Source organism: Novosphingobium kaempferiae (assembly GCF_021227995.1).
GTDB classification, from domain to species: Bacteria; Pseudomonadota; Alphaproteobacteria; order Sphingomonadales; family Sphingomonadaceae; genus Novosphingobium; species Novosphingobium kaempferiae.
The window spans coordinates 1,797,486-1,824,472 of record NZ_CP089301.1; the positions used below are offsets into that span (position 1 = coordinate 1,797,486).

At 66.6% G+C, this 26,987-nt stretch carries 23 protein-coding genes; 10 read left to right on the forward strand and 13 right to left on the reverse strand.

From position 1 onward, the window contains the following. The first annotated feature begins 69 nt into the window (after positions 1-69). From LO787_RS08350 to LO787_RS08365, 4 genes are read left to right on the forward strand one after another with little or no spacing between them, the layout of a single operon-like run. Positions 70-822 (forward strand): cupin domain-containing protein, encoded by a 753-nt coding sequence (locus tag LO787_RS08350; RefSeq protein ID WP_232495384.1) that lies wholly within the window; start codon positions 70-72, stop codon positions 820-822. A gap of 4 nt (positions 823-826) precedes the next feature. After that, complete coding sequence (locus LO787_RS08355) at positions 827-2,170, forward strand: SDR family NAD(P)-dependent oxidoreductase (protein WP_232495385.1); 1,344 nt, start codon at positions 827-829, stop codon at positions 2,168-2,170. A 25-nt stretch (positions 2,171-2,195) separates the two neighbouring features. Further along, positions 2,196-2,924, forward strand: coding sequence for a cupin domain-containing protein (locus LO787_RS08360; protein ID WP_232495386.1), 729 nt, complete (start codon positions 2,196-2,198; stop codon positions 2,922-2,924). 4 nt (positions 2,925-2,928) lie between these two features. Then, positions 2,929-3,951 (forward strand): zinc-dependent alcohol dehydrogenase, encoded by a 1,023-nt coding sequence (locus LO787_RS08365; protein ID WP_232495387.1) that lies wholly within the window; start codon positions 2,929-2,931, stop codon positions 3,949-3,951. Here the strand turns inward: LO787_RS08365 and LO787_RS08370 are convergent. The 9 genes from LO787_RS08370 to LO787_RS08410 form a co-directional block, all read right to left on the reverse strand. Further along, on the reverse strand, positions 3,929-5,164 hold the full coding sequence (locus LO787_RS08370) for an MFS transporter (RefSeq protein ID WP_232495388.1): 1,236 nt from the start codon (positions 5,162-5,164) through the stop codon (positions 3,929-3,931). The genes LO787_RS08365 and LO787_RS08370 overlap by 23 nt on opposite strands. After that, the gene (locus LO787_RS08375; protein WP_232495389.1) at positions 5,164-5,862 is read right to left on the reverse strand and encodes an SDR family NAD(P)-dependent oxidoreductase; all 699 of its coding nucleotides are present in this window, start codon (positions 5,860-5,862) and stop codon (positions 5,164-5,166) included. Before LO787_RS08375 ends, LO787_RS08370 begins: the two co-directional genes overlap by 1 nt. Further along, positions 5,859-6,620 carry a cupin domain-containing protein gene (locus LO787_RS08380; RefSeq protein WP_232495390.1) on the reverse strand — a complete coding sequence of 254 codons (762 nt, stop codon included), beginning with the start codon at positions 6,618-6,620 and terminating at the stop codon, positions 5,859-5,861. The genes LO787_RS08375 and LO787_RS08380 overlap by 4 nt, the downstream gene beginning before the upstream one ends. Positions 6,621-6,649: 29 nt before the next feature. Continuing rightward, on the reverse strand, positions 6,650-7,531 hold the full coding sequence (locus LO787_RS08385) for an acetoacetate decarboxylase family protein (RefSeq protein ID WP_232495391.1): 882 nt from the start codon (positions 7,529-7,531) through the stop codon (positions 6,650-6,652). A gap of 121 nt (positions 7,532-7,652) precedes the next feature. Continuing rightward, on the reverse strand, positions 7,653-8,570 hold the full coding sequence (locus LO787_RS08390) for a LysR family transcriptional regulator (protein WP_232495392.1): 918 nt from the start codon (positions 8,568-8,570) through the stop codon (positions 7,653-7,655). Positions 8,571-8,840: 270 nt separating this feature from the next. After that, positions 8,841-9,602: an SDR family NAD(P)-dependent oxidoreductase gene (locus tag LO787_RS08395; protein ID WP_232495393.1), complete on the reverse strand. Its 762-nt coding sequence runs from the start codon at positions 9,600-9,602 to the stop codon at positions 8,841-8,843. Further along, on the reverse strand, positions 9,599-10,384 hold the full coding sequence (locus LO787_RS08400; RefSeq protein ID WP_232495394.1) for an SDR family NAD(P)-dependent oxidoreductase: 786 nt from the start codon (positions 10,382-10,384) through the stop codon (positions 9,599-9,601). The genes LO787_RS08395 and LO787_RS08400 overlap by 4 nt, the downstream gene beginning before the upstream one ends. A gap of 13 nt (positions 10,385-10,397) precedes the next feature. Then, a complete protein-coding gene (locus tag LO787_RS08405; protein WP_232495395.1) occupies positions 10,398-11,231 on the reverse strand; it encodes an alpha/beta fold hydrolase in 834 nt (277 codons plus the stop codon). A 78-nt stretch (positions 11,232-11,309) separates the two neighbouring features. Continuing rightward, positions 11,310-12,548: an MFS transporter gene (locus LO787_RS08410; protein WP_232495396.1), complete on the reverse strand. Its 1,239-nt coding sequence runs from the start codon at positions 12,546-12,548 to the stop codon at positions 11,310-11,312. Between the two features lie 131 nt (positions 12,549-12,679). On the opposite strand from LO787_RS08410, the gene LO787_RS08415 reads away from it, so the two are divergent. Further along, entirely contained in the window at positions 12,680-13,327 is a 648-nt protein-coding gene (locus LO787_RS08415) for a GntR family transcriptional regulator (protein WP_232495397.1), read from the forward strand. Positions 13,328-13,580: 253 nt separating this feature from the next. Here LO787_RS08415 and LO787_RS08420 read toward each other — a convergent pair whose 3' ends face one another. The 3 genes from LO787_RS08420 to LO787_RS08430 form a co-directional block, all read right to left on the reverse strand. Then, complete coding sequence (locus LO787_RS08420; RefSeq protein WP_232495398.1) at positions 13,581-14,786, reverse strand: CaiB/BaiF CoA transferase family protein; 1,206 nt, start codon at positions 14,784-14,786, stop codon at positions 13,581-13,583. 101 nt (positions 14,787-14,887) lie between these two features. Beyond that, the gene (locus tag LO787_RS08425) at positions 14,888-15,796 is read right to left on the reverse strand and encodes a hydroxymethylglutaryl-CoA lyase (protein WP_232495399.1); all 909 of its coding nucleotides are present in this window, start codon (positions 15,794-15,796) and stop codon (positions 14,888-14,890) included. Continuing rightward, positions 15,793-16,428 carry an isochorismatase family protein gene (locus LO787_RS08430; protein ID WP_232495400.1) on the reverse strand — a complete coding sequence of 212 codons (636 nt, stop codon included), beginning with the start codon at positions 16,426-16,428 and terminating at the stop codon, positions 15,793-15,795. Before LO787_RS08430 ends, LO787_RS08425 begins: the two co-directional genes overlap by 4 nt. A gap of 474 nt (positions 16,429-16,902) precedes the next feature. On the opposite strand from LO787_RS08430, the gene LO787_RS08435 reads away from it, so the two are divergent. The 3 genes from LO787_RS08435 to LO787_RS08445 are packed head-to-tail and all read left to right on the forward strand — an operon-like array spanning position 16,903 to position 20,248. Next, positions 16,903-18,159: a Rieske 2Fe-2S domain-containing protein gene (locus LO787_RS08435; protein WP_232495401.1), complete on the forward strand. Its 1,257-nt coding sequence runs from the start codon at positions 16,903-16,905 to the stop codon at positions 18,157-18,159. Next, on the forward strand, positions 18,156-19,070 hold the full coding sequence (locus LO787_RS08440) for an SDR family oxidoreductase (RefSeq protein ID WP_232495402.1): 915 nt from the start codon (positions 18,156-18,158) through the stop codon (positions 19,068-19,070). The genes LO787_RS08435 and LO787_RS08440 overlap by 4 nt, the downstream gene beginning before the upstream one ends. Before the next feature lie 17 nt (positions 19,071-19,087). Then, complete coding sequence (locus LO787_RS08445) at positions 19,088-20,248, forward strand: FAD-dependent monooxygenase (RefSeq protein ID WP_232495403.1); 1,161 nt, start codon at positions 19,088-19,090, stop codon at positions 20,246-20,248. Positions 20,249-20,254: 6 nt separating this feature from the next. On the opposite strand, the gene LO787_RS08450 is transcribed toward LO787_RS08445, so the two are convergent. Continuing rightward, positions 20,255-21,538, reverse strand: a complete 1,284-nt coding sequence (locus tag LO787_RS08450; protein WP_232495404.1) for an MFS transporter — start codon at positions 21,536-21,538, stop codon at positions 20,255-20,257. Positions 21,539-21,842: 304 nt separating this feature from the next. Here LO787_RS08450 and LO787_RS08455 point away from each other — a divergent pair, with 304 nt between their 5' ends. Together LO787_RS08455 and LO787_RS08460 are read left to right on the forward strand one after the other, a co-directional pair. Beyond that, positions 21,843-24,152, forward strand: a complete 2,310-nt coding sequence (locus LO787_RS08455; protein ID WP_232495405.1) for a TonB-dependent receptor — start codon at positions 21,843-21,845, stop codon at positions 24,150-24,152. 210 nt (positions 24,153-24,362) lie between these two features. After that, positions 24,363-26,966 carry a M14 family metallopeptidase gene (locus tag LO787_RS08460; RefSeq protein WP_232495406.1) on the forward strand — a complete coding sequence of 868 codons (2,604 nt, stop codon included), beginning with the start codon at positions 24,363-24,365 and terminating at the stop codon, positions 26,964-26,966. Positions 26,967-26,987: the final 21 nt, after the last annotated feature.

Consider the following 26,987-nt stretch of genomic DNA (forward strand, 5'->3'; position numbering starts at 1 on the left):
TATTGCATACAAATTTCGGACCGGCCAGCCTCGGCGGCGTTGCGGATTTGGCATGAAGGAGGAGCGATCATGCGACCGAGGATTGTAGCGCTCGATGTCGAGGCGATGGACTGGAAACCGCTGGGCCCCGCCGGTCTCTACTCGAAGCTGCTGAGCCGCGACGAGGAGACGGGCGCGCGGACGGCATTGCAGCGGCTCAATCCGGAGGAAGGGTATCAGCCTCCGACGATCGCGCATTTCCATACCACTTACGAGGAAATCCTCGGCGTGCGAGGCTGGTTCAGCTTCGACCAGCGGACTTGGGTCCGCCCCGGCTCCTACGTGTTCCACCCACCGCGCACCGTGCATGGCTTCAGCAGCGCGGTGCCGCAGGACAGCTGGTTCCTCTCTCGCGTGGGCCGCGACCTCGACGTGAACCTCGTCGATGTTCCCGCTCATGACGACCTCTACGTCATCGAGGGTGACGCCCCGCCGCGCATCCCCTGCGCCATGGGCGAGCCGATGGCCGAACTCGGCTTCGTCCAGCGGACCATCGCGGGTGCGAGTGCGCCGGTGCAGTGGTGCGAACTCTCGGTCGATCCCGAGACCGGTGAAGGCTCCGCGCTCGTTCGCCTGCCATCGGGCTGGCGCTATGAAGCCGCCGGACTGCCCGGCTACCTTGAGATATTCACGCTTGAAGGGGCTTTGTCGCAGGAGGGCGCCGGGGAAGTGCCCCGAGGCATGACCTACTATTTCTACCCGCCCGAGGAGCCCGTCGGCCCGCTTGTCGCGAACGGTGAAATCCTTGCCTACATCAATTTCGGACGCCCGCTGGAGCCCTAACCCGATGCCTTCAATCTGCCTGGTGATCGACGGCGGCTCCCCCTTCGCCGACACAACTTCGACTGTCCTCTCCCCCCTGTTCGACCGGGTTCTGCGCACCGGCGTCGGAATGCCGGACCTACCGGAACTCGCGCTGGACCTCGATGACGATGCGTCATGGAACAGGATGAGCGACGCGCTGTTGCGGCGCTATGGCGCTCTTGATGCACTCGTGTTCTGCGCGCCGCCTGTCGATGTGCCCGGCGGTCAGGTGATTGCCCGCCAGTGGTTCGCCCTGCGCGAAATGCTGCGCCTTCTCCCGGAGGGTGAGCGCGGCGTGTTCCTGAGCCAGCATCTCGCCCCGGATGATGCCAGCCCGGCACGCGCAGCCGCCATCGAAGGACAGCGCATCGGCATGGGCGCGGCAGTGATCGACGGCATCGCGATGGGCCGCCGTCCACGCGCCAACCGGCTCGTGCTCGACGAGAAGGCTGCCCCGTCCGCCGTCGCAGAAACCGTGCGCTTTCTGTGCGATGCTCGCTCCGCGTTCCTGTGCGGCGCGGAAGTAGCGCTCGATGCGACCCTCAGCGAGGGTGATTCCAGGCTGGATGGTCGGACCATCCTGATAACCGGCGCAACGTCTGGCCTCGGGCGCGCAGCGGCGGTTCTGGCGGGCAAACTCGGCGCTTTCGTGGCCATCGGGGGACGCAAGGCTCCGCTAGCAGAGGAAACGCTGGCCATGGTCCGTGAAGCCGGCGGCGACGGCATGGTGGTCCCGCTGGATGTCACCGACGCCTCGGCATGGGCACGGGGGATCGAGAGCGTCGTCGCTGCGCGTGGGGCCCTGCACGGGCTCGTCAACAACGCCGGGGAATCGGTCAATCGACGGCTCGACCAGCTTACCGGCGACGATCTCGGCTTCCTGCTGGCAGTCAACTACACCGGCACCGTTCTCGGCATGGATGCCGCGTTGGGGGCGTTACGCGCATCGGGTGGCGGCTCGATCGTCAACGTCAGCTCTGTCGCGGGTATTCGCGGTGGTCCGGGAGCCGCCGCCTATTCCACTACCAAGGCGGCGGTCATCGGCGAGAGCCTGTCCCGGGCCCGCGCGCTTGCCGGAGATACCACCCGCATTCGCGTCAATGCCTTGCAGCCGGGCCTGATCTGGAGCGACAGCGTGGCGGATTCGCTCGGCGAGGCGGGAGCGCAGGCGTTCCGGGCCCGGATCGAGCCGCAGACCCCGCTGGGCCGCGTGACGACGCCGGAGGAGGTTGCCGAACCGCTCTGCTGGCTGCTCAGCGAGGCCGCCGCTCCGGTGACCGGCCAAGCGATCCACGTATCAGGCGGGCTCGAACTCAACTTCCCCTGATCAGCCAAGGAATAAGGAGGTTTCCATGACCGACTTCCGAACAGTTCGCGCCGACGACGTGCCGTGGCAGCCGATCGGCACGCACGGCCTCATGTGCAAGACGCTCGCCTTCGACGAGAGCACCGGCGGGATGCTCAACTACCTGAACATCCCGAAGGACTGGCGCGGCGGCGGTGTCGCGCATTTCCACGAGGCGTTCGAGGAGGTCTACATCCTCGAAGGCTCGGTGACGCTGGGTGCGGGGCGCTGGTTCGTCGAGGGCGACTATTTCTATCGTCCGGGCCGCGTCGTGCATGGTCATGCAGAGGAAGCCCGCGAGGGCTGTCGCGCGCTGGTTCGATCGAACGGCCCGCTGACGCTGAACCTCGTCCACGAACCGGCAGAACCCGATGAATACCCTTTGGAGCAGACCGACCCGCGCGGGCATCTGCTCCAGATGCCGGTCGAGAATGTGGCATGGAGCAAGCTCGATGGTTTTCCGAGCGGATGGGACATGCGACTGCTGAGCCGCGATCCGGTAAGCGGCGCGCTGACCGCGATGGCGCAGATTCCCGCAGGCTGGGAAAGCAAAGCGTCCGCCGGACATAAGGCCCCCTGGTCGCTGTACGTGCTGGACGGAGCGATCGTCATGCAGGGGGAGAACCTCGGTACGGGCGACTTTGCCGATGGCGCAGCAGGCTCCGGGCCGACCGGACCGGCCTCAAGCCCGGAGGGAGCGACCCTCTTCCTGTGGTTCGACGCGCTCGATGGATGACCTGATGCGAGCAGCGCTTCTTTTCGGGCGTGAGGACATGCGGGTCGTCGATATCCTGCGCCCCGCTCCCGGGCCGGACGAAGCCTTGGTCAGAGTGGTCGCCTATGCCCCCTATGGAACCGACATCGGCCACTACACCAATCGCGGCGGGCGCTATGCGCGGGCTTATCCTTACGGTGTCGGCGCGGATTTCTCCGGCATCGTCGAGGCGGTCGGCAGCGAAGTGACGCACGTCAGGCCGGGAGACCGCGTGACGGCGCTGGCGCTAAACCATTGCGGCAAGTGTGCATGGTGCGTGAAGGGCGTGACCAACCTTTGCCTCGATGCAGAGGCGATTTCCCGTGCGCGTCAGGCGTGCTGCCAGCAATTCACGATCGTTGCCGCCAACAAGCTGGCACTGATGCCGGACGCCGTGAGCTTCGAACAGGGCGCGATGCTGGCCGGGGTCGTCGTCGCGCTCAACGGGTTCGAACTGATGGAGGTCGATCCGGCCAGGCCGCTGGTCGTCATCGGTGTCGGTGCGATGGGCCTTGCGGTGATCGCTACCGCTGCGGCCATGGGCATCGGGACGATCGCGCTCGGCGGCACCGGCGGCCGCGTGGACTATGCCCGGGCGCTTGGTGCGCGGGTTCTGCCGCTCGAAAGCTATGGGACCATGGTGACGAGTGAAGCCCTTGCGATTTCCCCTAACGGCTTCGACCAGATCATCGAGACGACCTGCTCCGACTGGGGCTTGAAGCAGGCTGTGGAAGTCGCCGGGCGGCTCGCGACTATCGGTGTGACCGGTGGCGGTGCGCTCCCGGACTGTGTCTGGGATATCGTGCTGCGGCAGTTGCGGCTTGTCGGGATCAGTTGCGGGCATCACCAGCAGCAGGCGCTGGACCTGATGGCGAGCGGCAAGCTGAAGCTCGATACGACGATATCGCGCCGGTTCACGCTGGATCAGGCGCCTGAAGCCTTCGCCCTTCTTGCGGGGCGCGAGGCGGCCGACATCGGGCGTGTCATCATCGAGATCGGAGCGGCCTGACGCTTCGGCTCAGCAGTCTGGTGAGCATGAGCGCCACCGCCACGCTCGCGGTCATCGCGAGGTAGGCGGTGGTGTAGCTGCCGGTCATGTCGTGCAACAGCCCACCCATGTACGAGCCGAGACCGGCGGCAATCCCTTCAACCAGCACGATGAGACCGGACAGGCGGCCGAGGTACGGCCCCTTGAAGCGCTCCATGATGGCGGCCTGCGTCAGCGTGTAGCTGCCGCCCCAGCCCAGCCCGAACAGCGCCACGCCGGGCCAGATGCTGAGCGGCGTGGCGATGGTGAGGCAGGCTACGCCCACCAGCATGGTGGCCTGGAACGCCGCCCATACGGTCAGGCCGGGCCAACGCTCGGACAGATAGCCGCTGCTCGACTTGCCGAGGAACGCTCCCGCAAAGATCAGGCTGAGGCTGGTCGCGGCCCATGCCGGATCGAAGCCCCGGTCGCTGAAATAGAGGTAACTATGCGCCGCGACGCCGCCGCCCGCGTAGAACAGCGTCGCGCCGATGGCGAGCACCAGCCAGACTTCACCTGACCGCAGGTAGTCGCGCATGGTCATGCCGGCGGCAACAGGCGCTTCGAGGGCGGTCCGTGCCACGCCGCCTATCGGGATTTGCCCGTAGTTCTCCGGTCTGCCACGCAAAAGCAACAGCAGCGTCACGGCAAGCGCGAGCGGCATTAGGGCCAGCAGGTGCATCGCCTCACGCCAACCTGCGTCTCCGATCAGGCGTGCGATGATCGGTGGCAGGATCGAGCCGCCAAGGCTCTCTCCGGCGAGAATGATGCCGAGCGCGGTCGAGCGGCGCTGGGCAAACCATCGGGTCAGGACGAGGAGCACGACGACGACGTGGCATGAGGAATAGGCGAAGGCGAGCAGCAGGTGCAGCGCGTAGATCTGGCGCACGTCGGTGACGTAGCCATAGCCCAGCAGCGCCGTGCCCAGGGCAACGAGCCCCGCATAGATCACCACGCGCGGGCCGAGCCGATCGGCGGCAAAGCCTATGGCCATCGCCCACAATCCGCCGGTAAACAGTTGTACCACATCGCGCAGTTTCAGCGCCGCGCGCGAGATATGGAGGTCCGCGAGGATAGCCGCGTCGAACACCGATATTCCGGTGCTGAGCAGGCCGTGGCTTACCGCCAGCAGTACCGTCAACGTCCCTGCGACGACCCAGCCGTAGCGCGGGCCGACCGGGATCAGGGGCCGCATCAAAGCGAGACGCTCATGCCGCCGTCGACCGACAGCATCTGCCCGGTCATGAACCGCGCACCGTCGGAGCCGAGCATCACGATGAAGTCGGCGATGTCCTCGGGCGTGCCGACGCGGCGGAGCGGGATCTGTTCGGCGGCGGCGTGGAGACCGGCGGGTGCAACGCCGTTTACGGTGATGCCGTGAGGCCCCAGTTCCATCGCGAGGGTGCGGACGAGGCCGGTGACGCCCGCCTTGGAAGCGGAGTAGGCGAGGCGTCCGGGCCAGCCGTAAGTGTGGCCCGCGATGGAGCCGAGGCACACGATACGCCCGCTTTTCTGCGCTTTCATGCCCGGTGCGAAGGCGCGGGCTAGGCGCATGTGGCTGGTGAGATTGAGGTCCGTCACCGCCTGCCAGTGGGCATCGTCGAGTTCTTCAAGGAAGGCGACCGACGCGAAACCGGCGTTGCTGACGAGGAGATCGACCTGCCCGAAACCCGCTGCGTAGGATGCAACAGCGTCGGTATGGCGCACGTCCAGCGAGGCAACAGCGATGGAACCGCCCGCGGCCTCCACCACCTTTCGTGTGCGTTTCAGCCCCTCCCCGTCGATGTCGCTGGCGGCCACATGGTAGCCGGAACGGCTCAAGGCCAGGGCTGCCGCCGCCCCGATCCCCTTCGCCGCGCCGGTGACGACGGCGGTGCGCAGCGGCGTGCTCATGCGGGCAGGAAGTCCAGTTCACCGGTGTGGAGGACGTAACAGATGGCGCCCTGAGAGCTACTGAGAGGTGCCAGAACGACACCTGCAGGCCTGTACGAGTAGCAGCCGGCGCTGTAGACGAGCCCATCGGCGGTCTCGACGGCACCTTCCATGACGAAGACTTCCTCATCGCAGGAATGGGTGTGCGGACCGTGCGCGGAGACGAAGCCGGGCAGGAACTGCACCAGCATCGCGCCCTCGCCGGTGACGGGGTGGCGCGAGAGGATAAGGCGGCGCAGCACCGTCTCGCCGTCCGGTCCGGCGACGTCCTCCCACTCCTGCTGCATCGGGTCGCCGATCACGCTGACGCCGCGCTCGGGCTCGATGCCGTCGAGGTTGAACGGGGCGAGGTCGCGATATTCCTCGCTGAAGCTGAAATCGAGGTGCGTCTTGATCTTCGAGATGAAGAAGCTCTCTTCCGCTACTTCCGACTTGAAGCCGTGGACCGTGCGCGTCGGGTGGAAGCAGTAGGACCAGCGGCCCAGCCAGTTCTCGCCGTCGAACGAGAACCTGCCGCCGACGCCGAAGATCTCCTCGTCGCCAGAGTGGTAATGCGGCTTGGGCGGCGCGGCATAACCCGACGACGGATCGATCCGCTGGAGGGCGGTGCGCGCGCCGGTTTCGGGGTCGCAGCTCAGCATCTTTGTATACTGACCATGCAGGTCGCCGGGCGCCCACTCCATGGCGTTGGTGTCGAGAAAGGGTACGGCTTCACGCATGGCTAGTTCCTCGAAAGAATGCTTGGCTGTCAGGGCTGCGTCGCGGGCACCCAGTTCTCCCACAGGATCTTGCCCCACCCGAGCATCCAGCCCATCTCGATCATCCACGCGCGGCCGATCCGGCGCGGCTTGAGTTCGTGGACGGCCGAGAACGACTGCCCCGGAAACTCCACGAAGCCGCGCCCGCGCCACATCGAATGCAGCTTGAAGCCCTGCCCCGTCGCATGATGGATCACCTGCTTGAGCGCCGGACGGCCCTCTTCCGGCATCTGGATCTTGCGGACCGAGAGCCAGTCGCGTGAAAACGGCAGTTCCTTCATCTCGGCGGGGTGCTCCAGCGTGACCGAGGCGCGCACCAGCGTCTCGCCGCGGCGCACGATCTTGGCCTTCACCAGACTGCCCATGATCTCCAGTTCGTTGTGCTCGCAGATCGTCTTGGGACGGCCCGAGACGTCGCGCGCGGCGATCAGCGCCTCGTCGGTCGAGGTCCAGATATAGGGCACGTAAGTGCCGACCATGTCGCCGAAGCGCACCTGCAGCAGGATCATGCCTTCCTGGAACTTCTGCGAGGTCGGCATCTGGCGGTTGTCGCCGATGATGGCGACCGCAGTGGTGCCTTCCTCCCAGACCAGCGGGTCGGGCACGGCGGCGCGGGCGGCTTCAGGATCGGGCTCGAACTCGACCATGATCGAGCGGCTCATCTCCATCGGATGCGGCGGCTCGTTGACGGGGGAGGAAAGGAACGGCGCGGTCCAGCCCTCGCGGCGCGCGGCGAAGCCGGTCGGCACGTAAGTCGGCGCATCGGGCGTGATCTTCAGCGACGGCGGGATCACATGCTTCGGCGCGCTCGTCGGCGCTTCATCGGTGGTGATCGTGTCGGCCGCCGTGGCCGTGCCCTCTTGAAGTTCCATCGCATCGCTCCGTTGCTGCGTCGGAAACCTGTTTCCCGCGAAGGCGGCGGAAAGGAAAACGCGCTTCCCTCCAGCCGGTATCACACTTGCGCATGGCTTTCGGGCAAGCCGCGCCATCGGGTCATGCCACCGCGTCCGCCGGCAGCGCGAGCTTCTCCGCATCGCGCCGCAGCAGACGCGAGAACCGCTCGGCAATCGGGGAATCGAAGCTGCCCCGCCGCCGCACCAGCCCGACCTGCGCCACGCCGAAACTGAAATCGAAGTTCAACGGCTCGATGGCGAAGCCGCGCGTCTGCTGGACCAGTTCTTCGGGCAGGATCGTCAGCAGGTCCGACTGCGCCACGACCGAGGCCAGCAGCGCCACCGAGGAACACTGCATGGCGATCTGCGGCACCTTCAGGTCGTTGCCGGTGAAGAAGCTTTCGAAGGCCGCCTGCGCCGATGCCCCGTTGATGAGGCCCCAGTCGCTCGACGCCAGTTCCTCCGGCCCGATGTCGGCCTTGTCGCGCAGGGGATGATCCTCGCGCGCGAAGACGCGGGTGCGGATCTCGAACAGCGTCTCGTAGTCGAGTTGATCGTGCCTGCTGCCCTCGGTGAAGAGCGAGAAGGCGATGTCGATGTTGCCGTGCGTCAGATCGGCGACGAGCGCGGCGTAGTTGTCGCTGGCGATATCGACGTGGATGCCCGGCCAGCGGCGCACCAGTTCGGCAACCACGCTCGGGATCAGGACGTAGGCGAAGCTGTTGTTGATGCCGAGCCGCAGCGAGCCGCCCTTGAGGTTCTGGTACGTCTTCAACTCGTCCATCGAGCGGTTGTACTCGTTGAGCATCAACCGCGCGTGGGGATAGAACTGGCGTCCGAAGGCGGTCATCTCCACCCCCTTGGCGCTGCGTTCGAACAGCGGCAGCCCGAGCAGGTTCTCCAGCGCGCCAATGCTGCGCGAAAGGCCCGACTGGCTGATGTGAAGCGTCTCGGCTGCCTTGAGCATGTTGCCCGTGTCGGCAGTGACGACGAAGTGGCGCAGATGCTGGAAGTTCATGGACCGAGATTGAGGCATCGGGCCGGGATGCGGTCAACTTGGTATGAGCGGAGCGTTCGTACCGTGGTGAAAATGGGAGGATGAGGTATAGGTCTTGCGTCGTCTTGCTTCTGAAGCACGATCGCTTTCGGCGAAAAATATAATCGTCATCCCCGCGAAGGCGAGGACGCATCTGATGCCGTTGCAACACGAGATGTCAAGAGATGGGTTCCCGCCTTCGCGGGAATGACGGTGACATAATCGAGCGCAATCGTGTTATATGCTGCTGCCTCAAAGTGCCCCGGTAAACTCCGCCCCATTTGGGCTCAGCACCTGCCCGGTAAGGAACCGTGCCTGCTCGGAGGCAAGGAACACCGCCAGATCCGCACAGTCCCGAGGCAAGGCAAGCCGCCCCATCGGGATCGCAGCCGCCCGCGCCGCGATGTCCGCCTCGCTCATCGCCGCGCGCGTCATCGGCGTGTCGGTAAGCGCCGGGAGGATGGCGTTGACGGTCACCCCCTGCCCCGCGAACTCCTGCGCCCAGGCGCGGGTGAAGCCGATCATCGCGGCCTTGGCCCCGGCGTAGTGAGAATTGGCCGCCGCCCCGCGCGCGCCGATCAGCGACGACACGTTGATGATCCGCCCGCCCCCGGTCATCAGCGGCACGACCGCGCGCGTCAGGAAGAAGCTGGCCCGCACCGACACCGCGAACACGCCGTCGAATGCATCGGGTGTCACGTCGGCGATCGCGCCGCCCCCGCCTTTCGCGGCATTGTTGACGAGGACGAAGGGCGCGCCGAGGCTCTGCGCGATCTCCGTGACTAGGCCGGGCAGCGCCTCGATCCCGGTGATGTCGCAAAGGAATGGGGCGAAGGCTTTGCGCTCAGCCGCCACGCGCTCCAACCCCTCGGCATCGAAGTCCACCAGCGCCACGCGATAGCCTGCATCGGCAAGCGCCAGACTGATGGCGTGGCCTATTCCGCTGGCGGCTCCGGTGACGATGGCGACGGAACTTGGGGCGACGGAACTTGGGGCTACGGACGCGGCGTTCATGGCAGGCGGTCGAACTTCAGGTTGTCGAGACGGCCCACGGAGATGCCGCCGTCGATGGCGATGGTCTGCCCGGTGACATAGCGCGCATCGTCCGACGCGAGATAGAGGAAACCCTGCGCGATCTCCTCGGGCATTCCCACGCGCGGGATCGGGATGACGGACGCCATGGCGTCGAGCGCCTCGTCCGATGCGCTTTCGCGCAGGGCGTGGCCGAGCACCAGCCCCGGCTCGATGCCGGACACATTGATGCCCTTGCGCGCCAGTTCCAGCGCCGCGCCCCGGATGAAGCCGTTCACCCCCGCCTTGAGCGCGCCGTAGTGGACGAGGTTCACGAAATTGCGCCGCGTTCCCGCCAGCGAGGAGGTGATGAGGATGCGTGCGTGGGCGCTCTTCTCCAGATGCGGCAGCGCATCGGCGGCAAGCCAGAAACAGGCCTTGAGGCCGACATCGAACACCTTGTCGAGATCGGCGTCGGACAGTTCGCCGATGGCCCCGAAGGGGATGTAGGCGGCGTTGTGCAGCATGATGTCGAGTTGCCCGAACGTCCCGACTGCCCGCGCCACCATCGCCCGCACCGCCTCGCGGTCGCCCATGTCGAGGACGTCGAGGTACGCCTCGCCCCCGGCGGCGCGGATGGCCTCGACCGTCTCCTCGCCCGGCTCGCGGGTGCGGGTGGCGACGACCACTTTCGCGCCTTCCCGCGCGAAGAGTTCCGCCGTCGCCCTGCCGATGCCGCGCCCGCCACCGGTGACGATGGCGACGCGGCCCTCCAGCTTGCCCATCGGCCCCTGCCCGTCAGCGAGGAACGACGCGGTCGAAGAATTCGATGGCCGCGGCGCTGCACTTGTCGGCGCTGGTAATCATGCAATAGGTCGAACCGGCGTTCTCGATGGTCGCCACCTCGCAGTCGGGCTTGAGTTCGAGGAAGCTGCCGACGAGGTAGTCGTAGGACACCTCCTTCATCTCCTCGCGCGTGTTCTGGGCGGAATCGTTGCCCATCAGCAGCATCGTCGGGCATTCGAGGCGCTTCACGTCGCCCGTCAGGTCGACTTCCTTGTAAGCCTCGATCACCCATTTCAGCGTGTTCGGATTGACGTTCTCGATGTAGCGTTTCTTGGCCCAGACCTCGTAGGCGATGCCGCCCGGCTCGTAGAGCAGGTCCGCCGGGAACACCGCGCCCGCGAACAGGCGCGACATGTGATCGACGCCGAAGTTCCTGCCCACATAATAGGCTGCATCCATGATTCCGCGCCAGGTGTCGTCGCTCTTGAACCACGGGTAGGTGCAGAGCGCGGTGACGCGCTCGGGGTACTTGGCGGCGAAGCGCAGCGCCACGGGCGCGCCGGTGGAGGTGGCCCAGATCGCCGTCTTCTCGATCCCCGCCGCGTCCATGACGATGCGCATGTCCTCGGCGTACTGATCGACCGTGGGCGGGCACGCCATCGTCCAGTCCGACTTGCCGCTGCCCCGGAAGGCCCAGTTGACGACAGTATACTTCGCGGCAAGATCGTCGACCACGTATTCCCACTGGGAGTCGATCAGCGCGAAGCCGCCGACCAGCATGACCGGCGGGCCTTCGCCCTTGGTCTCGTACCAGAGATGAATGCCGTTCTCGCTTGCCGTCGCCATCAGTCAGTCCTTAGGCTTGAGGAATTGTGCGGGGGCGAGTGTGGGTCGGGGCTGACGGCCTGTCGATGTTTGTATACTTTAACCCCGTTGACGAACACGCATACGTTCTTCCGCGATGGAGGCGACGATGCCGCCCGCCAGCAGCAGGCAGTTGAGCGTGAACGGCACGCCGTAGCCACCGAACGCGTCGTACATCAGCGCGGTCAGCCAGGCGCCGGCGGCCGAGCCGAAGCTCTCGAACACCACGAACAGGCCGAGCACCTGCGCCAGCGCCGGTCCGCGATAGACCGCGCCGATCTTGAGCTGCGCCAGCGGGAAGCAGCCGCCCCAGCCCAGTCCCACCAGCGCTAGGCCGGGCATGTAGGCCTGTTCCGGGAACACCGCCAGCAGCAGCGAGCCCGCCAGCATGCAGCCCATCATCAGCAGCCATGCCCGCTCCAGGCTGAGGCGCAGCAGCAGGAACCCGGACCCGAACTTGCCGACGAGGCCGAGGCTGAAGATCAGGCTCACCGCCCCCGCCGCGACGCCGGTGCACAGGCCCTTGTCGCGCAGCATCAGCACCGCATGCGCGGCCATGCAGGCGGAAACGTAGAACACCGGCACCAGCGCCGCCATCAGGATCGCCGTCGAGCGCCGCCAGAACAGCCTGAACGAGAAGCCGAAAGTCCCCTCGCGCGAGATCAGCCAGTCGCCACTACTGCCGTCTTCGGGCGTGCGGATCACCAGCCAGACGAAGGGCACCACTGCGAAGGGCAGCGCGGCGAGGATCGGGAACACCTGACGCCAGGGCATCTGCGCGATCAGGGCCGAGGCGACCTGCGCCATCAGCACCGCCCCGCAACTTGCCCCCGCCACGCAGATGCCGACGGCGATGCCCCGCCGCGGGTCGTCCACCGCGAACCAGCGCGACAGCACGATCATCAGCACGACCACATGGACGCAAGCATAGGCGAAGCCCAGCAGCCCCTGCAGCGCGTAGAGCTGGCCGAGCGAGGTCACCGCCGAATAGCCCATCAGCACCGCCGAAAGCGCCACCAGCCCCAGCGTCACGACTGCACGAACGCCGATCTTCTCGGTCAGCCACGCCATCATCAGGCAGGAGAACGAGGTGGCCAGCATGTAGACCAGATCGCGGAACTTGAACGCGGACCTAGATGCACCTAGAGCACCCAGAACGCGGTCATCGAACAACACAATGCCGCCCAGAGCCATGCCCTGCACCAGCATGGTACACAGGAAGAGCACCGCCACGATCAACCACACGCGGCGGCTCGGGGCTGCTGTCGCGGGAGCGGTTTCGGTCAGGCGCTCAGTCATGCCGCCGCTCGCACGCCGAACGCCCGCATACCATTGTATACTTTTGCAGCTTCCATATTGTGCGATTTCCGATAACGGTGATGACGGACACGATGCCGGGCGCATGACATGCCCGGATCAGGGAGGCAGAATTGTCGAAAGCAAGCGACCAGGCCTATCTCGAACTGCGCGCGCGCATCCTGTCGGGCGAACTCGCCCCGGGCACGCAGCTGAAGGAAGAGGAACTGGCAAGCCTGTGCGGTGTCTCGCGCACGCCGGTGAGAGACGCGATCCGCAGGCTGGAGACAGAACTCTTCGTGCGCCGCACCGACAGCCAGCGCTCGTTCGTGGCCGAGTGGACGCTGGAGGACATCGAGGAAGTCTTCACCCTGCGCGGCATGCTCGAAGGCTATGCGGTGCGGCGCGCCGCCACGCGGGCGACCAAGGCGCAGGTGACGCGCCTGCGCGCGATCAACGAGGACTTGCGCGAGGTGCTCGACGCCAAGACGCTCGACGTGCAGGCCTACCTTGCGGCCAACGCGGAATTCCACTCGCTCATCCTGGAGATCGCGGCGTCGGACCGCCTTGCCGCGCTGCTCAGCAAGCTGGTGATGCAGCCGGTGGTCCAGCAGACCGCCATGGCCTACAGCCGCGACCAACTCGGCCGCAGCTACCTCGAGCACACCGAGATCACCGCCGCGCTGGCACAGGGCGATCCCGATTGGGCGGAGGCGCTGATGATCGCGCATATCCGCCGCGCGCTCCATGCGCGCCTCAACCCGGCCGAGGGCGTGGACTGAGGGTCTGGATTGGCTGGCGCTTGCGCTGGCCCAAACACCCCGTCGCCCCTGCGCAGGCAGGGGCCCATCCCGCCTCGCGTCCTCGCGGTGAGCCAGGAGCCTTGGTGAGAGACCTGATGGGCCCCTGCCTTCGCAGGGGCGACGGGTGAAAGTAAGGTGACGGAGATTAGCCGCGCTTATGCTATCGTCATTGCTAGCGTAGCGAACGGTTGTGGCTGCCGGCGCACGTTGGGTGAGTGCGCCGGCAGCCAACTCAGATCGCCTGCCCGGCCTTGAGGGCGGCGATCTCGTCGTCCTGCATTCCCAGCAGGCCGCCGTAGATCTCGGCGTTGTCCTGCCCGATCTCCAGCGGCGCGCGGCGGCGGACCGATGATGGCGTGCCGGACATCTTCGGGAAGGCATTCTGCATCTTGAAGGTGCCCCAGCGCGGATGCTCGACGTCGATCAGCGCCTCGCGCGCGGCGAAGTGGGGGTCTTCCAGCATTTCAGCGGCGCGGTAGATCTTGCCCGCGGGGACCGAGAACTCGATCATCTTCGCTTCCAGTTCCTCGACCGTGAGAGTGCGGGTCCAGTCGGCGATGATATCGTCCAGTTCGCGCAGGTTGTCGCCGCGCGCGACGTGGGTGGCGTAGCGCGGATCGCTCGCCAGCTCCGGTCGGCCCATCGCGGCACAGAGGCGCCTGAACACCGCGTCCTGGTTGGCGCCGATGAGGTATTCGCCGTCGCTGGTCGGATAGACGTTGGAGGGAGAGACGCCTTCGAGGATCGAGCCGGTACGCTGGCGCACATGGTCCGAGACCATGTATTCGGGCACGAGGCTCTCCATCACCTGCAGCACCGCTTCGTAGAGCGCGCTGTCAACGACCTGCCCCTTGCCGGTGCGCTCGCGCGCGTGGAGCGCGGCGAGCGCGCCCATGCAACCGTAAGTCGCGGCGAGGCTGTCACCGATGGAGACGCCCATGCGGCTCGGCGCGCGGTCGGGGTCGCCGACGATGTAGCGCCATCCGCCCATGGCCTCGCCGATGCCGCCGAACCCGGCGCGCGAGGAGTACGGCCCGGTCTGGCCATAGCCGGAGACGCGCACGATGATGAGGCGCGGGTTGATCGCATGGAGTTCGTCCGGGCCAAGGCCCCACTTCTCCATCGTGCCCGGCTTGAAGTTCTCGATCAGGATGTCGGCATGGGCGGCCAGCTTGCGGACGATCTCCTGCCCCTCGGGCACGCGCAGGTTGGCGCTGACCGACTTCTTGTTGCGCGCGACGACTTCCCACCAAAGCTTCGCCTCGCCGTGGCCCCAGTTGCGCATCGGGTCGCCGCCGCCCTTGCCGTCGATCTGCGGCGGCTCGACCTTGATGACTTCCGCCCCCATGTCGCCCAGCAGCTGCCCGCAGAACGGCCCCGCGATGAGTTGGCCCAGTTCAAGCACCCGGATGTCGGAGAGCGCCCCGTTGTTCGTCATTCCTTGTTCTTCCTGCATTGTCGTTATCGCCATTCGGGCTGGCGGAGGCCCTCAAGTCTGGTTTGCGAGGCACGCGGCGCGCACGGTTTCGATGACGAGGCTCATCCATCTCTGCCGAGCGCCACGGCCGGGAAGTTCCCCGCCTGCGTGACCATGGCGCGAAGGGGATTGCCCATGACCCCCTCCAGCCACTGCGATGCTTCGATCAGGCGATCGAGATCGAGCCCGGTCGCGATGCCGGACCTTTCGAACATGTAGACGACGTCCTCGGTCGGCACGTTGCCGGTGGCCTTGGGCGCGAACGGACAGCCGCCGAGCCCGCCGAGCGAGGTGTCGACCACGGTCGCCCCCGCCGCCACCGCGACCCATGCGTTGGCAAGTCCGGTGCCGCGCGTGTTGTGGAAGTGGACGCGCACGGGGATCGGCGCGATCACCTCGACCACCCGACGGACCAGTGCATCGACATGCGCGGGCGCGGCGACGCCGATGGTGTCGGCCAACGCGATCTCGCGCGGGTTCGCCTCGGCCAGCCTGCGTGCCATTTCGACGACGTGAGCGGGATCGACCTCGCCCTCGAAGGGGCAGCCGAAAGCGGCGCCGATGGTGACCTGCCCGCCCTTCCCGGCCTCGATGGCGGCGCGCACGATGTCCGCCGCGACGCCCACGGATTCGATGCTCGTCTGGCCCTGGTTGCGCATCGCGAAGGTATCGGTGGCGACGCAGACCGCGCCCGCCTCGTCGATCCCCGCGACCAGCCCGCGATCGAGCCCGCGCCGGTTCATGACGAGGCCGATGTAGGTCACGTCGTCGCGCCGGGGCAGCATGCCGACGAGTTCGTCGGTTCCCGCCATCTGCGGCACCTTCTTCGGGTTGACGAAGCTGCCCACCTCGATCCGCCGCGCGCCGCAGTCGATGGCGCGGGAAACGAGTTCGGCCTTGTCCTCCAGCGAGACGAGCACCTTCTCGTTCTGCAGCCCGTCGCGCGGGGCGACCTCGACGATCTCGATCATGCGCCCTGCTCCAGCGAGGCGAGATAGGCGACGATGGCCTCTTCCGAGACGACGTCCGCGTACTTTGCGTTCATGTCGAACAGGTTCGCTTCGTGCGGTCCGGGATGACGGTCGCCGCAGCCCTCGGCGACGACGGCGGTGCGGAACCCGTAGGACACCGCATCGATGCAACTCGCACGCACGCAGCCGCTGGTGGAAAGGCCGGTCAGGATCACCTGATCGATACCCCGTGCCGTCAGCGTGGAGGCCAGCGAGGTGCCGAAGAAGGCGCTCGGGTACTGCTTGGTCAGCACGATCTCGTCGGGCTGCGGCTCCAGGCCCTTGGGCCATGCGCCCATCGGGTTGCCCGCCTCGAACGCCTTGAGCGCGGGCACCTTCTCGAAGAAGCGGCCCCCGTCGATGCCGCCGGGATGGTAGACCACGTTGGTCAGGATAACCGGCACCTTCGCCGTCCGCGCAGCCTCGCGGATGCGCAGCGCCGATGCCAGCGCCGCCTCGACCCCGGCATAGAGCGGGCTTTCGGGCGCAAAGTAGGCTTCGACGAAATCGATGAGGATCAGCGCGGGCGAGCGCCCGAAACCGGCCTTGCCGCCGAACGCGGCCGCGTAGTTCTGCTGAAGCTCGTCACTCATCGCCCTTGGTGGCTCCCGTCATCGCGGGCCTGTTCGCCCGCACACCCGAATGTCCCGTCTCGCACCCGATTCTCGCACGGCGCGTGTCATTTTTGTATTTTTAGTATACAAATTTAGGAGCGGTCAATCCGTTCTCTCGCCGATCTCGTACAAATCCGCATATAGATGTCGCAATTCTGCATGCCGTGCGCGTGAGAATGGCGGATTTCTGCCGATTTGGATTGTATGCAAAAAATGGCGCCGGACTGCACGCAGGCGCCTACCTCCCGCTCCCTACTGCGCATACCCCTGTGCAGGAGAGGCATCTGTCGCACCCTTGACGCAAACGCGCCGTCGCGAGAGCCTGCACAGGCATTTTGCGGGCAAGGTGCAGGCGTTTCGACAGGGCAAGGCAGGCTTGACGCGGGCGGGGATCACCTTCCTCCCCGCGCCTGTGGACGAGCGCCTCTCGCCCGACTGACGGGAGGTACACATATGCTGAGCGCCGCCGACAACGCCCTGCTGACCGAGGTCTCGCCGGGCACGCCGATGAACGCGCTGATGCGCAACTACTGGATCCCGGTCCTGCGCTCCCAGCGGCTCGAAGCGGGCGGCGCGCCGGTCAAGGTGCGGCTGCTGGGCGAGGACTTCGTCGCCTACCGAAGCCCCGACGGCAGCGTCGGCCTCGTCGACGAGCGCTGCCCGCACCGCTGCGCCTCGATGTCGATCGCCCGCAACGAGGAAGGCGGCCTGCGCTGCATCTTCCATGGCTGGAAGTACGCGCCTGACGGCGATCTGATCGAGGCGCCGACCGAACTCGAGGCGCACCGCAACGCATTGATGAAGCGCGTCAGGCTGGGCGCGTACAGCGCGCATGAGGCCGGGGGCATGATTTGGGTATTTCTCGGCCCGAAGGATCAGGCGCCGCCCTTTCCCGCGTTCGAATTCACCGGGCTTTCGCCCGAGCAACTGGACATCAAGATCGCGATCCTGCCGTTCAACTGGCTGCAGAACCTCGAATCCGTGCTGGACTCCGCGCACCTCGGCTACCTCCACCGCAGTTCGGTCGAACTGGCGATGACCGACAACGCCAAGAAGAACGCCGAGAACTGGGGCACCGACACCGCGCCGAAGCTGGAGTTCGACGATACCGAGTTCGGCATCCGCGAGGCGGCGATCCGCAGCCGCGCCGACGGCTCCAGCGACGTGCGTTTGCGCGAAGTCGTCGCACCGTTCTACGCCTTCCTTGCCGGTAACGAAGGGCGCGAGCGCTCGCTGGTGATCGCGGTGCCGGTGGACGACGGCAACAGCCTGCAGATCCATGTCACCTACAACCCCTACCGCCCCTTCGAGGACGGCGAGGTCGAGCGCATCTGGTTCTATACGCACCACGACAAGAACGACATCTCCGACCCCGCGCCGGGACCGCTGGGCTGGCCGCAGGATCGCGAGGCGATGAGGAACGGCCACTTCAGCGGCATCACCAACCGCCACGTCTTCTACGAGGACTTCGCGGTGCTCCAGTCGATGGGCCCAGTGGTGGATCGCCGCTTCGAGCACCTGAGTTCCACCGACATGACGCTTGTGCGCTTCCGCAAGGGGATGCTGAAGGCGCTGGAGGACCATCGCGACGGGAAGGGTGCCTGGGGCCGCCCGGACGATGCGGCGATCTACGGCCGGATCAGGACCGAAATCTTCGACGTGCCCGCTGGCGGGGACTGGCGCGAGATGGTGCGGCCGACGGTGGCATGAGCACGCCGCGCACGATCCTCGTCACCTCGGCGATGGGGAATCAGGGGCGGCTGCTGATCCCGAGGCTCGCGGAGGCGGGATGCCAGGTCCGCGCCTTCGACATCGCCGCCGATCCTGAGGCGCTGCGCAAGCTGGGAGCGGCCGAGGCGATACGCGGCGACCTGCTGGACGACGCTGCGCTGGGTCAGGCGATGGCGGGCGTGTCGGCGGTCTATCACCTCGGCCCCAATGCGCATCCGCGCGAGGACGACATCGGCCTTGCCACGATCCGGGCGGCGAAGCGCGCCGGGGTCCGGCATTTCGTGTTCGGCTCGGTGCTGCATCCCCAGATCGGTGCGCTGAGCCAGCACGCGATGAAACTGCGGGTCTCGGAGGCGCTGCTGGAATCCGGGCTGCGCTGGACCGTGCTCGCCCCTGCCCATTACATGCAGACGCTTCAGCATCGTGCCGCCTTCGCAGGCGACCCGTTCCGGCTGACGTGGAGCCTTGATCGCAGGCAGGCGCTGGTCGACCTCGCCGACGTGACCGAAGTCGCCGCCCGCGTCCTGATCGAAGGGCCGGATACGCACCATGCCGCGACTTACGAACTCTGTTCCGGCGATTGCCTGACCGCATGGCAGATCGCCGAAGGTCTGTCCGCGCTGTTGTCGCGCGATGTCCCCGTCCTGCGCGTGATGCCGGAGCAGGTCATCGAATCCGTCATCGGCCCCGACCCGGACCCCGCGCGTTTCGCCGAGCGTGTGCGCCTCTTCGGCAAGGTGGCGGACTGGTACAGCGGGCATGACTTCGACGGTTCGGCCACCGTCCTGCGCGCCCTGCTCGGCCGGGAGCCGACGAGTTTGGCCCAGTTCCTCAAGCGCGACCTTGCGGTCTGGCGGGCGAATGTCGCCGCCGAGACCACCGACGCCTGACATTCAACGGAGAGCACATGCAGCAGCGTGAGATCGCGATCATCGGCGCCGGTATCGGCGGCCTGACACTGGCGCTGGCCCTGCGGCAGCGCGGCTTCGCGCCCATCGTCTACGAGCGCGCGCCCGCGCTGGGCGAAGTGGGCGCAGGCCTGACGCTCTGGCCCAACGCGACGAAAGTGCTGGCCAGCCTCGGCCTCGCCGAAGAACTGGAGCGCATCGGCGAGGAGCCGATCCACCAGATGATCCGCAACGGCGAGACCGGTGAAGTGCTGCGCACCTTCGAGCGCAAGAGCATGATGCGCCCGACTTACGGCGCGCCGCTGCTCCAGATCCACCGCCGCGACCTGCACGACATGCTCGTCCGCGCGCTGGAGGCGCAGGCTCCCGGCAGCGTGAAGCTCAATTGCGAACTGATCGGCATCGAACCGGACGCGGCCCGCCCCACTGCCCTGTTCGCCGATGGCGCGCGGGTCGAGGCAGATATCATCGTCGGCTGCGACGGCATCCGCTCGCGGGTCAGGACCGAACTGTTCGGGATGGAGAGCCCGCGCTTCACGCAGATCGTCGCATGGCGCGGCCTCGTGCCGATGGCCGACCTCGACGAAAGCTTCCGCGCCGAGCCGGTCGGCATCCATATCGGCGAGGGCTGCCATGTCGCGCATTACCCGGTGCGGCAGGGTTCTACGTTGAACTTCCTGGGCTTCGCGGTCGTGGACGGATGGGCGGAGGAAGGTTGGGTCATCCCCTCCTCGCTCGACGAGATGATGGACCGTTTCGGCCATTTCCACCCCTCCGTCACCACGGCGATGGCGGCGACGCCCGCCGGGGGCCTGTTCAAGTGGGGTCTGTTCGACCGCGACGTGCGCGAACAGTGGTCGGTGGGCGCAATAACGCTACTTGGCGACGCGGCGCATCCGATGCTGCCATTCCTCGGACAGGGCGCGGGGATGGTGATCGAGGACGCTATCGTGCTCGCCCGCCTTCTCGAAGCGCAGGACGACACCTTGGCCGCGCTCGCCCGCTACGAGGAACTACGCCGCCCGCGCACGGCTTACACGATGCTCAAGGGCCGCGCCCACGCGCACTACTACAACACCCGCGCCGAGGAGGCGGACGAGTCCACGCTGGCGATGGAAGTGGATCTCAACGAATACGACGCGGTGTCGATGGCGCTCTGATGGCGGTCATGCCGGGCCGCTGCGGGCCGACCGGGTAGCGCAGGCGACCGAGAGCAGCAGTGCCGGAACCGCCGTCACCGCGATCGCGGTCAGCAGGTACCCGCCGAGGAACAGGTCCGAAATCGCTCCGGCCACGACCGGCCCCACCGCGCAGAAGATCGAGACAACGAAGCTCCACACCGCGAAACTGCGGGCGCGCAGGGCCTCGGGCGTCAGATCCTGCAGGATCGTGGGGACGAGGGCGTTGGCGATGCAGGTGAGGAATAGGAACAGCCCGACGAAGACCAGCGCCATGTCGATGTGCGTCGCCGTGACGAGCAGCACCACGCAGGGGACCGCCGCCAGCGCGCCGCCCCCCATTATCATCGGCCTTGCCGCCAGCCCGAAGCGGCGGCGCAGCATCTGGTCGAGGAACCCGGCGACCGGCAGCGAACCGAGGCTCGTCAGCAGGGTGACGATACCAAGCGCATGGCCGATCACCATGATGGGCGCGCCGTAGCGCCGCTCCAGCGCCAGCGCGATCAGCGGGTTGAGCGCCTGCACCGCGATCATCAGGCTGCCCGCCACGCCCACGAACAGGCCCACCGCCCGCCAGCGCTCGCGCAGGAAGCCGATGAGCGAGATCGACACCGGATCGTCGGATGCCACCACGCCCCGGCGCGGGTCGGCGGTCAGCAGGCTTGCCAGCAGCAGCGGAATGCCCGCCACCGCCAGCAGCAGCATGCCCTTGCGCCACGGCTCCGCATCGAAGGCGAACATCGCTTCCCCGGCCTGGACGATGCCCTCGCCGAAGTAAAACCCCGCACTCGCCCCCATCGCCATCAGCGCGGCGAAGGACAGGTTGGCGGCGACGCGGTGACGTTCGGGCGCAAGGTCGGGGATCAGCGAGTAGACGATGGGGATCATCGCGAACTCGGTCACGCCCGAGGCCGCGCGGCCAATGAAGAACAGCGGGAAGTTGGGCGCCAGCGCAGAGAGCGCCATCAGCGCCACCCAGCCCGCGATCAGCCCGAACAGCACGCGCTTGCGCGATACCCGGTCCGCCAGTCGCGCGATGGGCACGGCAATGGCGCTCGCCACCAGTACCCCCGCCAGCCCCTGCAGCGCGCCGATCGTGGCGTCGCCTACGGCGAAGCTCTTCTGGATGGCGGAGAGCAGGATCGACTGGAGGCCGCGATCGCTCATCTGCACGCCCGCCGTCACGCCCAGGAACGCCACGGTGAACAGCGCCCGCGCCGTCCAGTTGTCGCTCGTGGCCGTGGGAGCGCGCACGCCCTCGGCCGGTGCCATGATCGCGATGGTCGTAACTCCGGAGTGAACTCTGCCGCAGTTGAGCGCTTCTGCAACGCATTTGCAAGAACATCCACTGGCCGATTCGCGAGATCGTTTTCATCTCCCCTTGACCGGACGGGACATTCGCGCCATGCGCGCCTGCTCAAAAAATAAGCAACCCAAATTGCAGATCGCCCATTATTTGAGCAATAATATTTCTTGTATATACATTATCGACGCGCCATCATGCGAGTCGCCAACAGCGGTGGAGCGACCGGCCGAAAGAAGCCGCCTTCGCCATCATGAGGGAAAACGAAACTCGATGAGCATCCAAGGAAAGTTCCGTCGCACCGCGCTCAACTGCGGGGTCGCATCCATCGTTCTCACGCTCGCCGCCGCTCTCCCGGCAGCCGCAAATGCCCAGAATGCCGCTTCGGACAATGCACTGAACGGCACCGAGAGCGCACAGAGCGGCACCGACATCGTCGTGACGGCGCTTCGCCGCGACACGACGGTACAGACGACGCCCATGGCGATCACCGCCCTCACCGGCGAGACGCTGACCAACGCGGGCGTGACAAACATCGCCGACTACGCGAAGTTCGTCCCCTCGCTGCGCATCCAGGACAACGGCCCCGGCCAGCGCCGCGTCTCGCTTCGCGGCGTACAGGCATCGGGCGAGGCGACCGTGGGCGTCTACTATGACGACACCCCCGTCACCGGCTCGGTCGGCGTGTCGAGCGACGCGGCGGGACGCACCGCCGACTTCACCCTGTTCGACGTCAACCGCATCGAAGTGCTGCGCGGGCCGCAGGGCACGCTCTACGGCGCCAGCTCGATGGGCGGCGCGATCCGCGTGATCTTCAACAAGCCGACCGACGAGTACGAAGGCACCGTCGAGGGTCAGGCGATGACCACGAAGGGCGGCGGCTTCGGCTACTTCGTCAACGGCATGGTCAACGTGCCGCTGGTGAAGGACGTGCTGGCCGCGCGCGCGGTGCTCTACCGCCGCGACAGCGACGGCTACATCGACAACACGTTCCTCAATCGCAAGAACGTGAACGACTACACCGCGACCGGCGGGCGCCTGATGCTGCGCTTCACGCCGACCTCGAACTTCACGGTCGACGCCACCGCCGCGTTCGAGAACACCGATGCCGTCTCCGCCACCTGGAACCCCTCGGTGGGTGACTACAAGTCGGCCGCGCAGGTCAACCTGCCCTATACCGACAAGTCGCAGCTCTACAGCCTGACCGCGAACTGGGACGTGGGCTTCGCCAACCTGACCTCGATCACCAGCTACCAGCACCGCAAGTCCGCCTATGCGGCAGATGACAGCTACTACATCGGCACCTACCGCACGGCGGCGCGCTGCGCGTCCTACGTCAACGCGGGCGGCGCCTGTTCGTCCGACCAGCTTTCGACGTACTACAGCTACATCGACAGCCTGAGCCCGGCGGCGATCTACTATCCCGGATCGACCAAGGACTTCACGCAGGAACTGCGCCTCAGCTCCACAGGCGACAACGTGTTCGACTGGACGGTCGGCGCGTTCTTCCAGAACCGCAAGAACGACGTGACCTCCTCCGACGCGCGCGCCGACGACGCGACCGGCGAGATCATCTTCCCGGTTCAGCTGTTCTATCGCCGCGAGATCTTCGACAAGCTCAAGCAGGTCGCGGTCTTCGGCGAGGGCACCTACCACGTCACCCCGTCGATCAGCCTGACCGCCGGCATCCGCTACTTCGACTACGACAAGACCGTATCGGGCTTCACCGACATCGCGTGGACCCTGATCGGCGCGCCGACCCGCCCGCTCAACACGGTGGACTCGTCGGAGAACGGCACCCTGCTCAAGTTCAACGCATCGTGGCAGGCCAACCCCGACATGCTGTTCTACGCGACGGCATCGCAGGGCTTCCGCCCCGGCGGCGCGAACCAGGTCATCGGCCTTGCCGCTGACCTCACGCCGTACCAGTCGGACAAGCTGTGGAACTACGAAGTCGGCAGCAAGCTGAACCTGCTGGGCCGCGCGCTGACGCTGAACCTTGCCGCGTTCCAGATCGACTGGGACAACATGCAGGTGAGCGGGCGCACCACCAACGGCGCGTTCTCGTTCCTGTCGAATGCGGGCGCCGCGCGCATCCGCGGGCTTGAGGCCGAGGCGTTCATCCGTCCGGTGCAGGGCCTGCAGTTCAACGTCGCGGGCAACTACCTCGATGCCAAGCTGACGCAGGACCAGATCAGCGACGCCGTCGTCGCCGCCGGTCGCTCCGGCGACCGCATCCCCTACATCCCGCACTTCACCGGATCCGTGGGCGCGGAATACCGCACTCCCGTCAGCGACAGCGTGGAGTTCTTCGCCCGCGCCGACGTCAACTATGTCGGCTCGTCCTACTCGGAGTTCCGCCCGACCAACGTCTACCGCGTGAAGATGGACGACTATGCGCTGGCCAACCTGCGCGTAGGCTTCGAACTGCCGGAAAGCGACACGGGCGTGTATCTGTTCGTCAACAACGTGTTCGATGCGGTCGCGATCAACCGCGCGTCGATGTCGTCCACGCCGAACAGCTACGCCGCAACCTCGGCCGCGCCGCGCACCATCGGCGTGAACCTGCGCCGCAGCTTCTGACCTTGTACCCACGCTTCGTCATTGCGAGTGCAGCGTGGCAATCCGGGGCAGTTCCTGCCGCTCCGGATTGCCGCGGCCCTTCGGGCCTCGCAATGACGAAGATGGGGACGATCCCCTCCCCTCTCTCGTCATTGCGAGCGTAGCGAAGCAATCCAGCGCCATGCCACGCCGCCATCCGGTTTCCACCTGCCCCCACGGAGTTCCAGCGACATGAAAACGCAGAAGTCGGCGCGTCTCGCGCGCGTCCTGATGGCAGCCTCGGCGCTGGGGCTCTGTGCCCCCGCGCTCGCCCAGAATGCAGCGGCCCAGAATGTCCCCGACACGAAGGCCGTGCTCGGCCACGAGGTCGGCGAGGACTACTATCTCGCCAATTATGAGGACTCGGTCCGCTACTTTCAGGCGCTCGCCAAGGCTTCGGACAGGATCAAGCTGTTCGAAAGCGGCAAGACCACCCACGGCAAGACCTACGTCTACGCGGTGATCTCTTCCCCCGAGAACATCGCCAACTTCGACAAGTACAAGGCGATCTCCAAGCGCCTCGGCGATGCACGCGGGCTGACCGACGCGGAGGCGAAGAAGCTGGCCGCCGAAAGCCCGATCATCGTCCACATCGACGGCGGCATGCACGCGAGCGAAGTGTCCGACCACCAGCTGCCGCTGGCGCTGGCGCACAAGCTGCTCTCGGCGAAGAACGACGCCGAAGTGGACGGCATCCTCAAGAACGTCATCCTCGTCCTGTGGCCCACGCTGAACCCGGACGGGCAGGACATGGTGGTCGACTGGTATCGCAAGCAGCGCGGGACCAAGTGGGAAACCAGCCGGACGCCGTGGCTCTATCAGGAGTACGTCGGGCACGACAACAACCGCGACGGCTACATGCTCAACATGAAGGAGAGCCAGGTCGTCAACGCGACGGAGCAGGAATACGCGCCGGTGATCTGGTACAGCCAGCACCAGGTCGCGCCTTTCCCCGCGCGCATCTGGGTGCCGCCCTTCGCCGATCCGGTCTCGTCCAACATCAACCCGCTGATGCGCATCTGGACGAACGCCATCGGCACCAACATCATGACCCGCATGGAGACCGAGGGTAAGCCCGGCGCCATCGCGCAGGCCCGGTTCGACAACTGGTTCCCCGGCTTCCTCGACTACATCCACGTCTTCCGCAACACGATCTCGTTCTTCACCGAGACCGCGCACGACAGCGCGACGCCCAAGACCTGGAAGGTGGAGGACTTCCCCAAGTCGCAGCAGGATCTGAAGGCGCAGATCATGTACCCGCACCCGTGGAAGGGCGGCGAGTGGCACCTGAAAAACTCGGTCGACTACATGCTGACCGCGTCGATGTCGGTGCTGGAAACCGCGCAGAAGTACCGCGAGACGCTGCTGTTCAACCGCTATCAGGCGGGCCGCGACACCATCGCCGCCGCCAAGGACGGTCCTTCGGCCTACGTGATCCCCGCCGATCAGGTGGACGTGCCCGAAGCCGCCTCGCTGGCGCAACTGATGATCTCCCACGGGCTCGACGTGATGAAGACCTCCGCCCCCACCGCGATCGGCGGCACGACTTACGCGGCGGGCAGCTGGGTCATCCCGATGGACCAGCCCTTCGCCGGTCTGGCGCGCGAGCTGTTCGACGCACAGAAGTACCCCGACGCGATCCTCGGCGGAGACGGCAACCCGGCGGACCTGCCCTACGACGTCACCGGCTGGACCCTGCCGATGCAGATGGGCGTGAAGGTGGACAAGATCGCGCAGCCGCTCGACGCCGCCGCGCGCGCCTCGCTCACCAAGGTGCCCGCCGCCGCGGCGCCTGCGGGCGGCGTGACCGGCACCGGATCGACCTTCCTCGTCGATCGCCGCGTCAACAATTCCTACCGCGTACTCAACGCCGCGCTGGCGGCGGGCGGCAAGGCGAGCTGGAGCGAGGGCCAGATCGCCCTCACCGGCCTCTCGCCCGACGCCATGGGCAAGATCGCCGCGCAGTACGGCGTGAGCGCCTCCGCCGCCGCCGGTGCGCCTGCCGGGGAGGCCGTGCGCAAGGGCCGCGTCGCGCTCTACCGTCCGTGGGGCTCGAACATCGACGAGGGCTGGACCCGCTGGCTGCTGGAACAGTACCAGTTCGCGCCCAAGAGCCTCTACAATGCCGACGTGAAGGCGGGCCTTGCGGGCAAGTACGACACGATCATCCTTCCCGACATGTCCGCCCCCGGCAAGTCGCGCCCGGGCGACACCGCTCCGGCGGCGGACTTCGAGTCCAAGTACAAGGGCCCGCTCGCCTCGCTGATGGACGGGTTCAGCCCGAACCAGATGCCCGCCCCTTACGCGGGCGGCATCGGCGAGGACGGCGCGAACAAGCTGAAGGACTTCGTGAAGAACGGCGGCACGCTGGTGGCGCTGAACAATGCGTCGGACGCGGTGATCGACCTGTTCGACCTGCCCGTCACCAACATCCTGAAGGACGCCAAGGCCGACTTCTTCTTCTGCTCGGGCGCGCTGCTGCAGGTGAACCTGACGCCGGGGACCAAGGTGGCGGCAGGCATGCCGCTCGACCCCATCGTGATGTTCGAGCGCGGTCCCGCCTTCGAGACCAAGCCCGGCTTCAAGGGCGAGGTGCTCGCCTCCTACGCCCCCACCGGCAACCCGCTGCGTAGCGGCGTCCTGCTCCACCCGGAGGCGATCCAGGGCAAGGCGGCCGCCGTCGTGGTCGAGTACGGCAAGGGCAAGGTCTACCTCTACGGCTTCCGCCCGCAATGGCGCGCCCAGTCGCACGGGGCCTACAAGCTGCTGTTCAACACGCTTTACGCGGGCAAGTGATCCCCCCTGAGGGCGCCGTGA

Excerpts from the sequence above, each read along its gene's own strand:
- LO787_RS08455 (WP_232495405.1), top strand. The coding sequence starts at position 21,843 with ATGAGCATCCAAGGAAAGTTCCGTCGCACCGCGCTCAACTGCGGGGTC.
- LO787_RS08390 (WP_232495392.1), bottom strand. The coding sequence starts at position 8,570 with ATGAACTTCCAGCATCTGCGCCACTTCGTCGTCACTGCCGACACGGGC.
- LO787_RS08395 (WP_232495393.1), bottom strand. The coding sequence starts at position 9,602 with ATGAACGCCGCGTCCGTAGCCCCAAGTTCCGTCGCCCCAAGTTCCGTC.
- LO787_RS08425 (WP_232495399.1), bottom strand. The coding sequence starts at position 15,796 with ATGATCGAGATCGTCGAGGTCGCCCCGCGCGACGGGCTGCAGAACGAG.
- LO787_RS08400 (WP_232495394.1), bottom strand. The coding sequence starts at position 10,384 with ATGGGCAAGCTGGAGGGCCGCGTCGCCATCGTCACCGGTGGCGGGCGC.
- LO787_RS08430 (WP_232495400.1), bottom strand. The coding sequence starts at position 16,428 with ATGAGTGACGAGCTTCAGCAGAACTACGCGGCCGCGTTCGGCGGCAAG.
- LO787_RS08350 (WP_232495384.1), top strand. The coding sequence starts at position 70 with ATGCGACCGAGGATTGTAGCGCTCGATGTCGAGGCGATGGACTGGAAA.
- LO787_RS08375 (WP_232495389.1), bottom strand. The coding sequence starts at position 5,862 with ATGAGCACGCCGCTGCGCACCGCCGTCGTCACCGGCGCGGCGAAGGGG.
- LO787_RS08360 (WP_232495386.1), top strand. The coding sequence starts at position 2,196 with ATGACCGACTTCCGAACAGTTCGCGCCGACGACGTGCCGTGGCAGCCG.
- LO787_RS08380 (WP_232495390.1), bottom strand. The coding sequence starts at position 6,620 with ATGCGTGAAGCCGTACCCTTTCTCGACACCAACGCCATGGAGTGGGCG.
- LO787_RS08365 (WP_232495387.1), top strand. The coding sequence starts at position 2,929 with ATGCGAGCAGCGCTTCTTTTCGGGCGTGAGGACATGCGGGTCGTCGAT.
- LO787_RS08420 (WP_232495398.1), bottom strand. The coding sequence starts at position 14,786 with ATGACGAACAACGGGGCGCTCTCCGACATCCGGGTGCTTGAACTGGGC.
- LO787_RS08445 (WP_232495403.1), top strand. The coding sequence starts at position 19,088 with ATGCAGCAGCGTGAGATCGCGATCATCGGCGCCGGTATCGGCGGCCTG.
- LO787_RS08410 (WP_232495396.1), bottom strand. The coding sequence starts at position 12,548 with ATGACTGAGCGCCTGACCGAAACCGCTCCCGCGACAGCAGCCCCGAGC.
- LO787_RS08355 (WP_232495385.1), top strand. The coding sequence starts at position 827 with ATGCCTTCAATCTGCCTGGTGATCGACGGCGGCTCCCCCTTCGCCGAC.
- LO787_RS08405 (WP_232495395.1), bottom strand. The coding sequence starts at position 11,231 with ATGGCGACGGCAAGCGAGAACGGCATTCATCTCTGGTACGAGACCAAG.
- LO787_RS08385 (WP_232495391.1), bottom strand. The coding sequence starts at position 7,531 with ATGGAACTTCAAGAGGGCACGGCCACGGCGGCCGACACGATCACCACC.
- LO787_RS08435 (WP_232495401.1), top strand. The coding sequence starts at position 16,903 with ATGCTGAGCGCCGCCGACAACGCCCTGCTGACCGAGGTCTCGCCGGGC.
- LO787_RS08440 (WP_232495402.1), top strand. The coding sequence starts at position 18,156 with ATGAGCACGCCGCGCACGATCCTCGTCACCTCGGCGATGGGGAATCAG.
- LO787_RS08370 (WP_232495388.1), bottom strand. The coding sequence starts at position 5,164 with ATGCGGCCCCTGATCCCGGTCGGCCCGCGCTACGGCTGGGTCGTCGCA.
- LO787_RS08450 (WP_232495404.1), bottom strand. The coding sequence starts at position 21,538 with ATGGCACCGGCCGAGGGCGTGCGCGCTCCCACGGCCACGAGCGACAAC.
- LO787_RS08460 (WP_232495406.1), top strand. The coding sequence starts at position 24,363 with ATGAAAACGCAGAAGTCGGCGCGTCTCGCGCGCGTCCTGATGGCAGCC.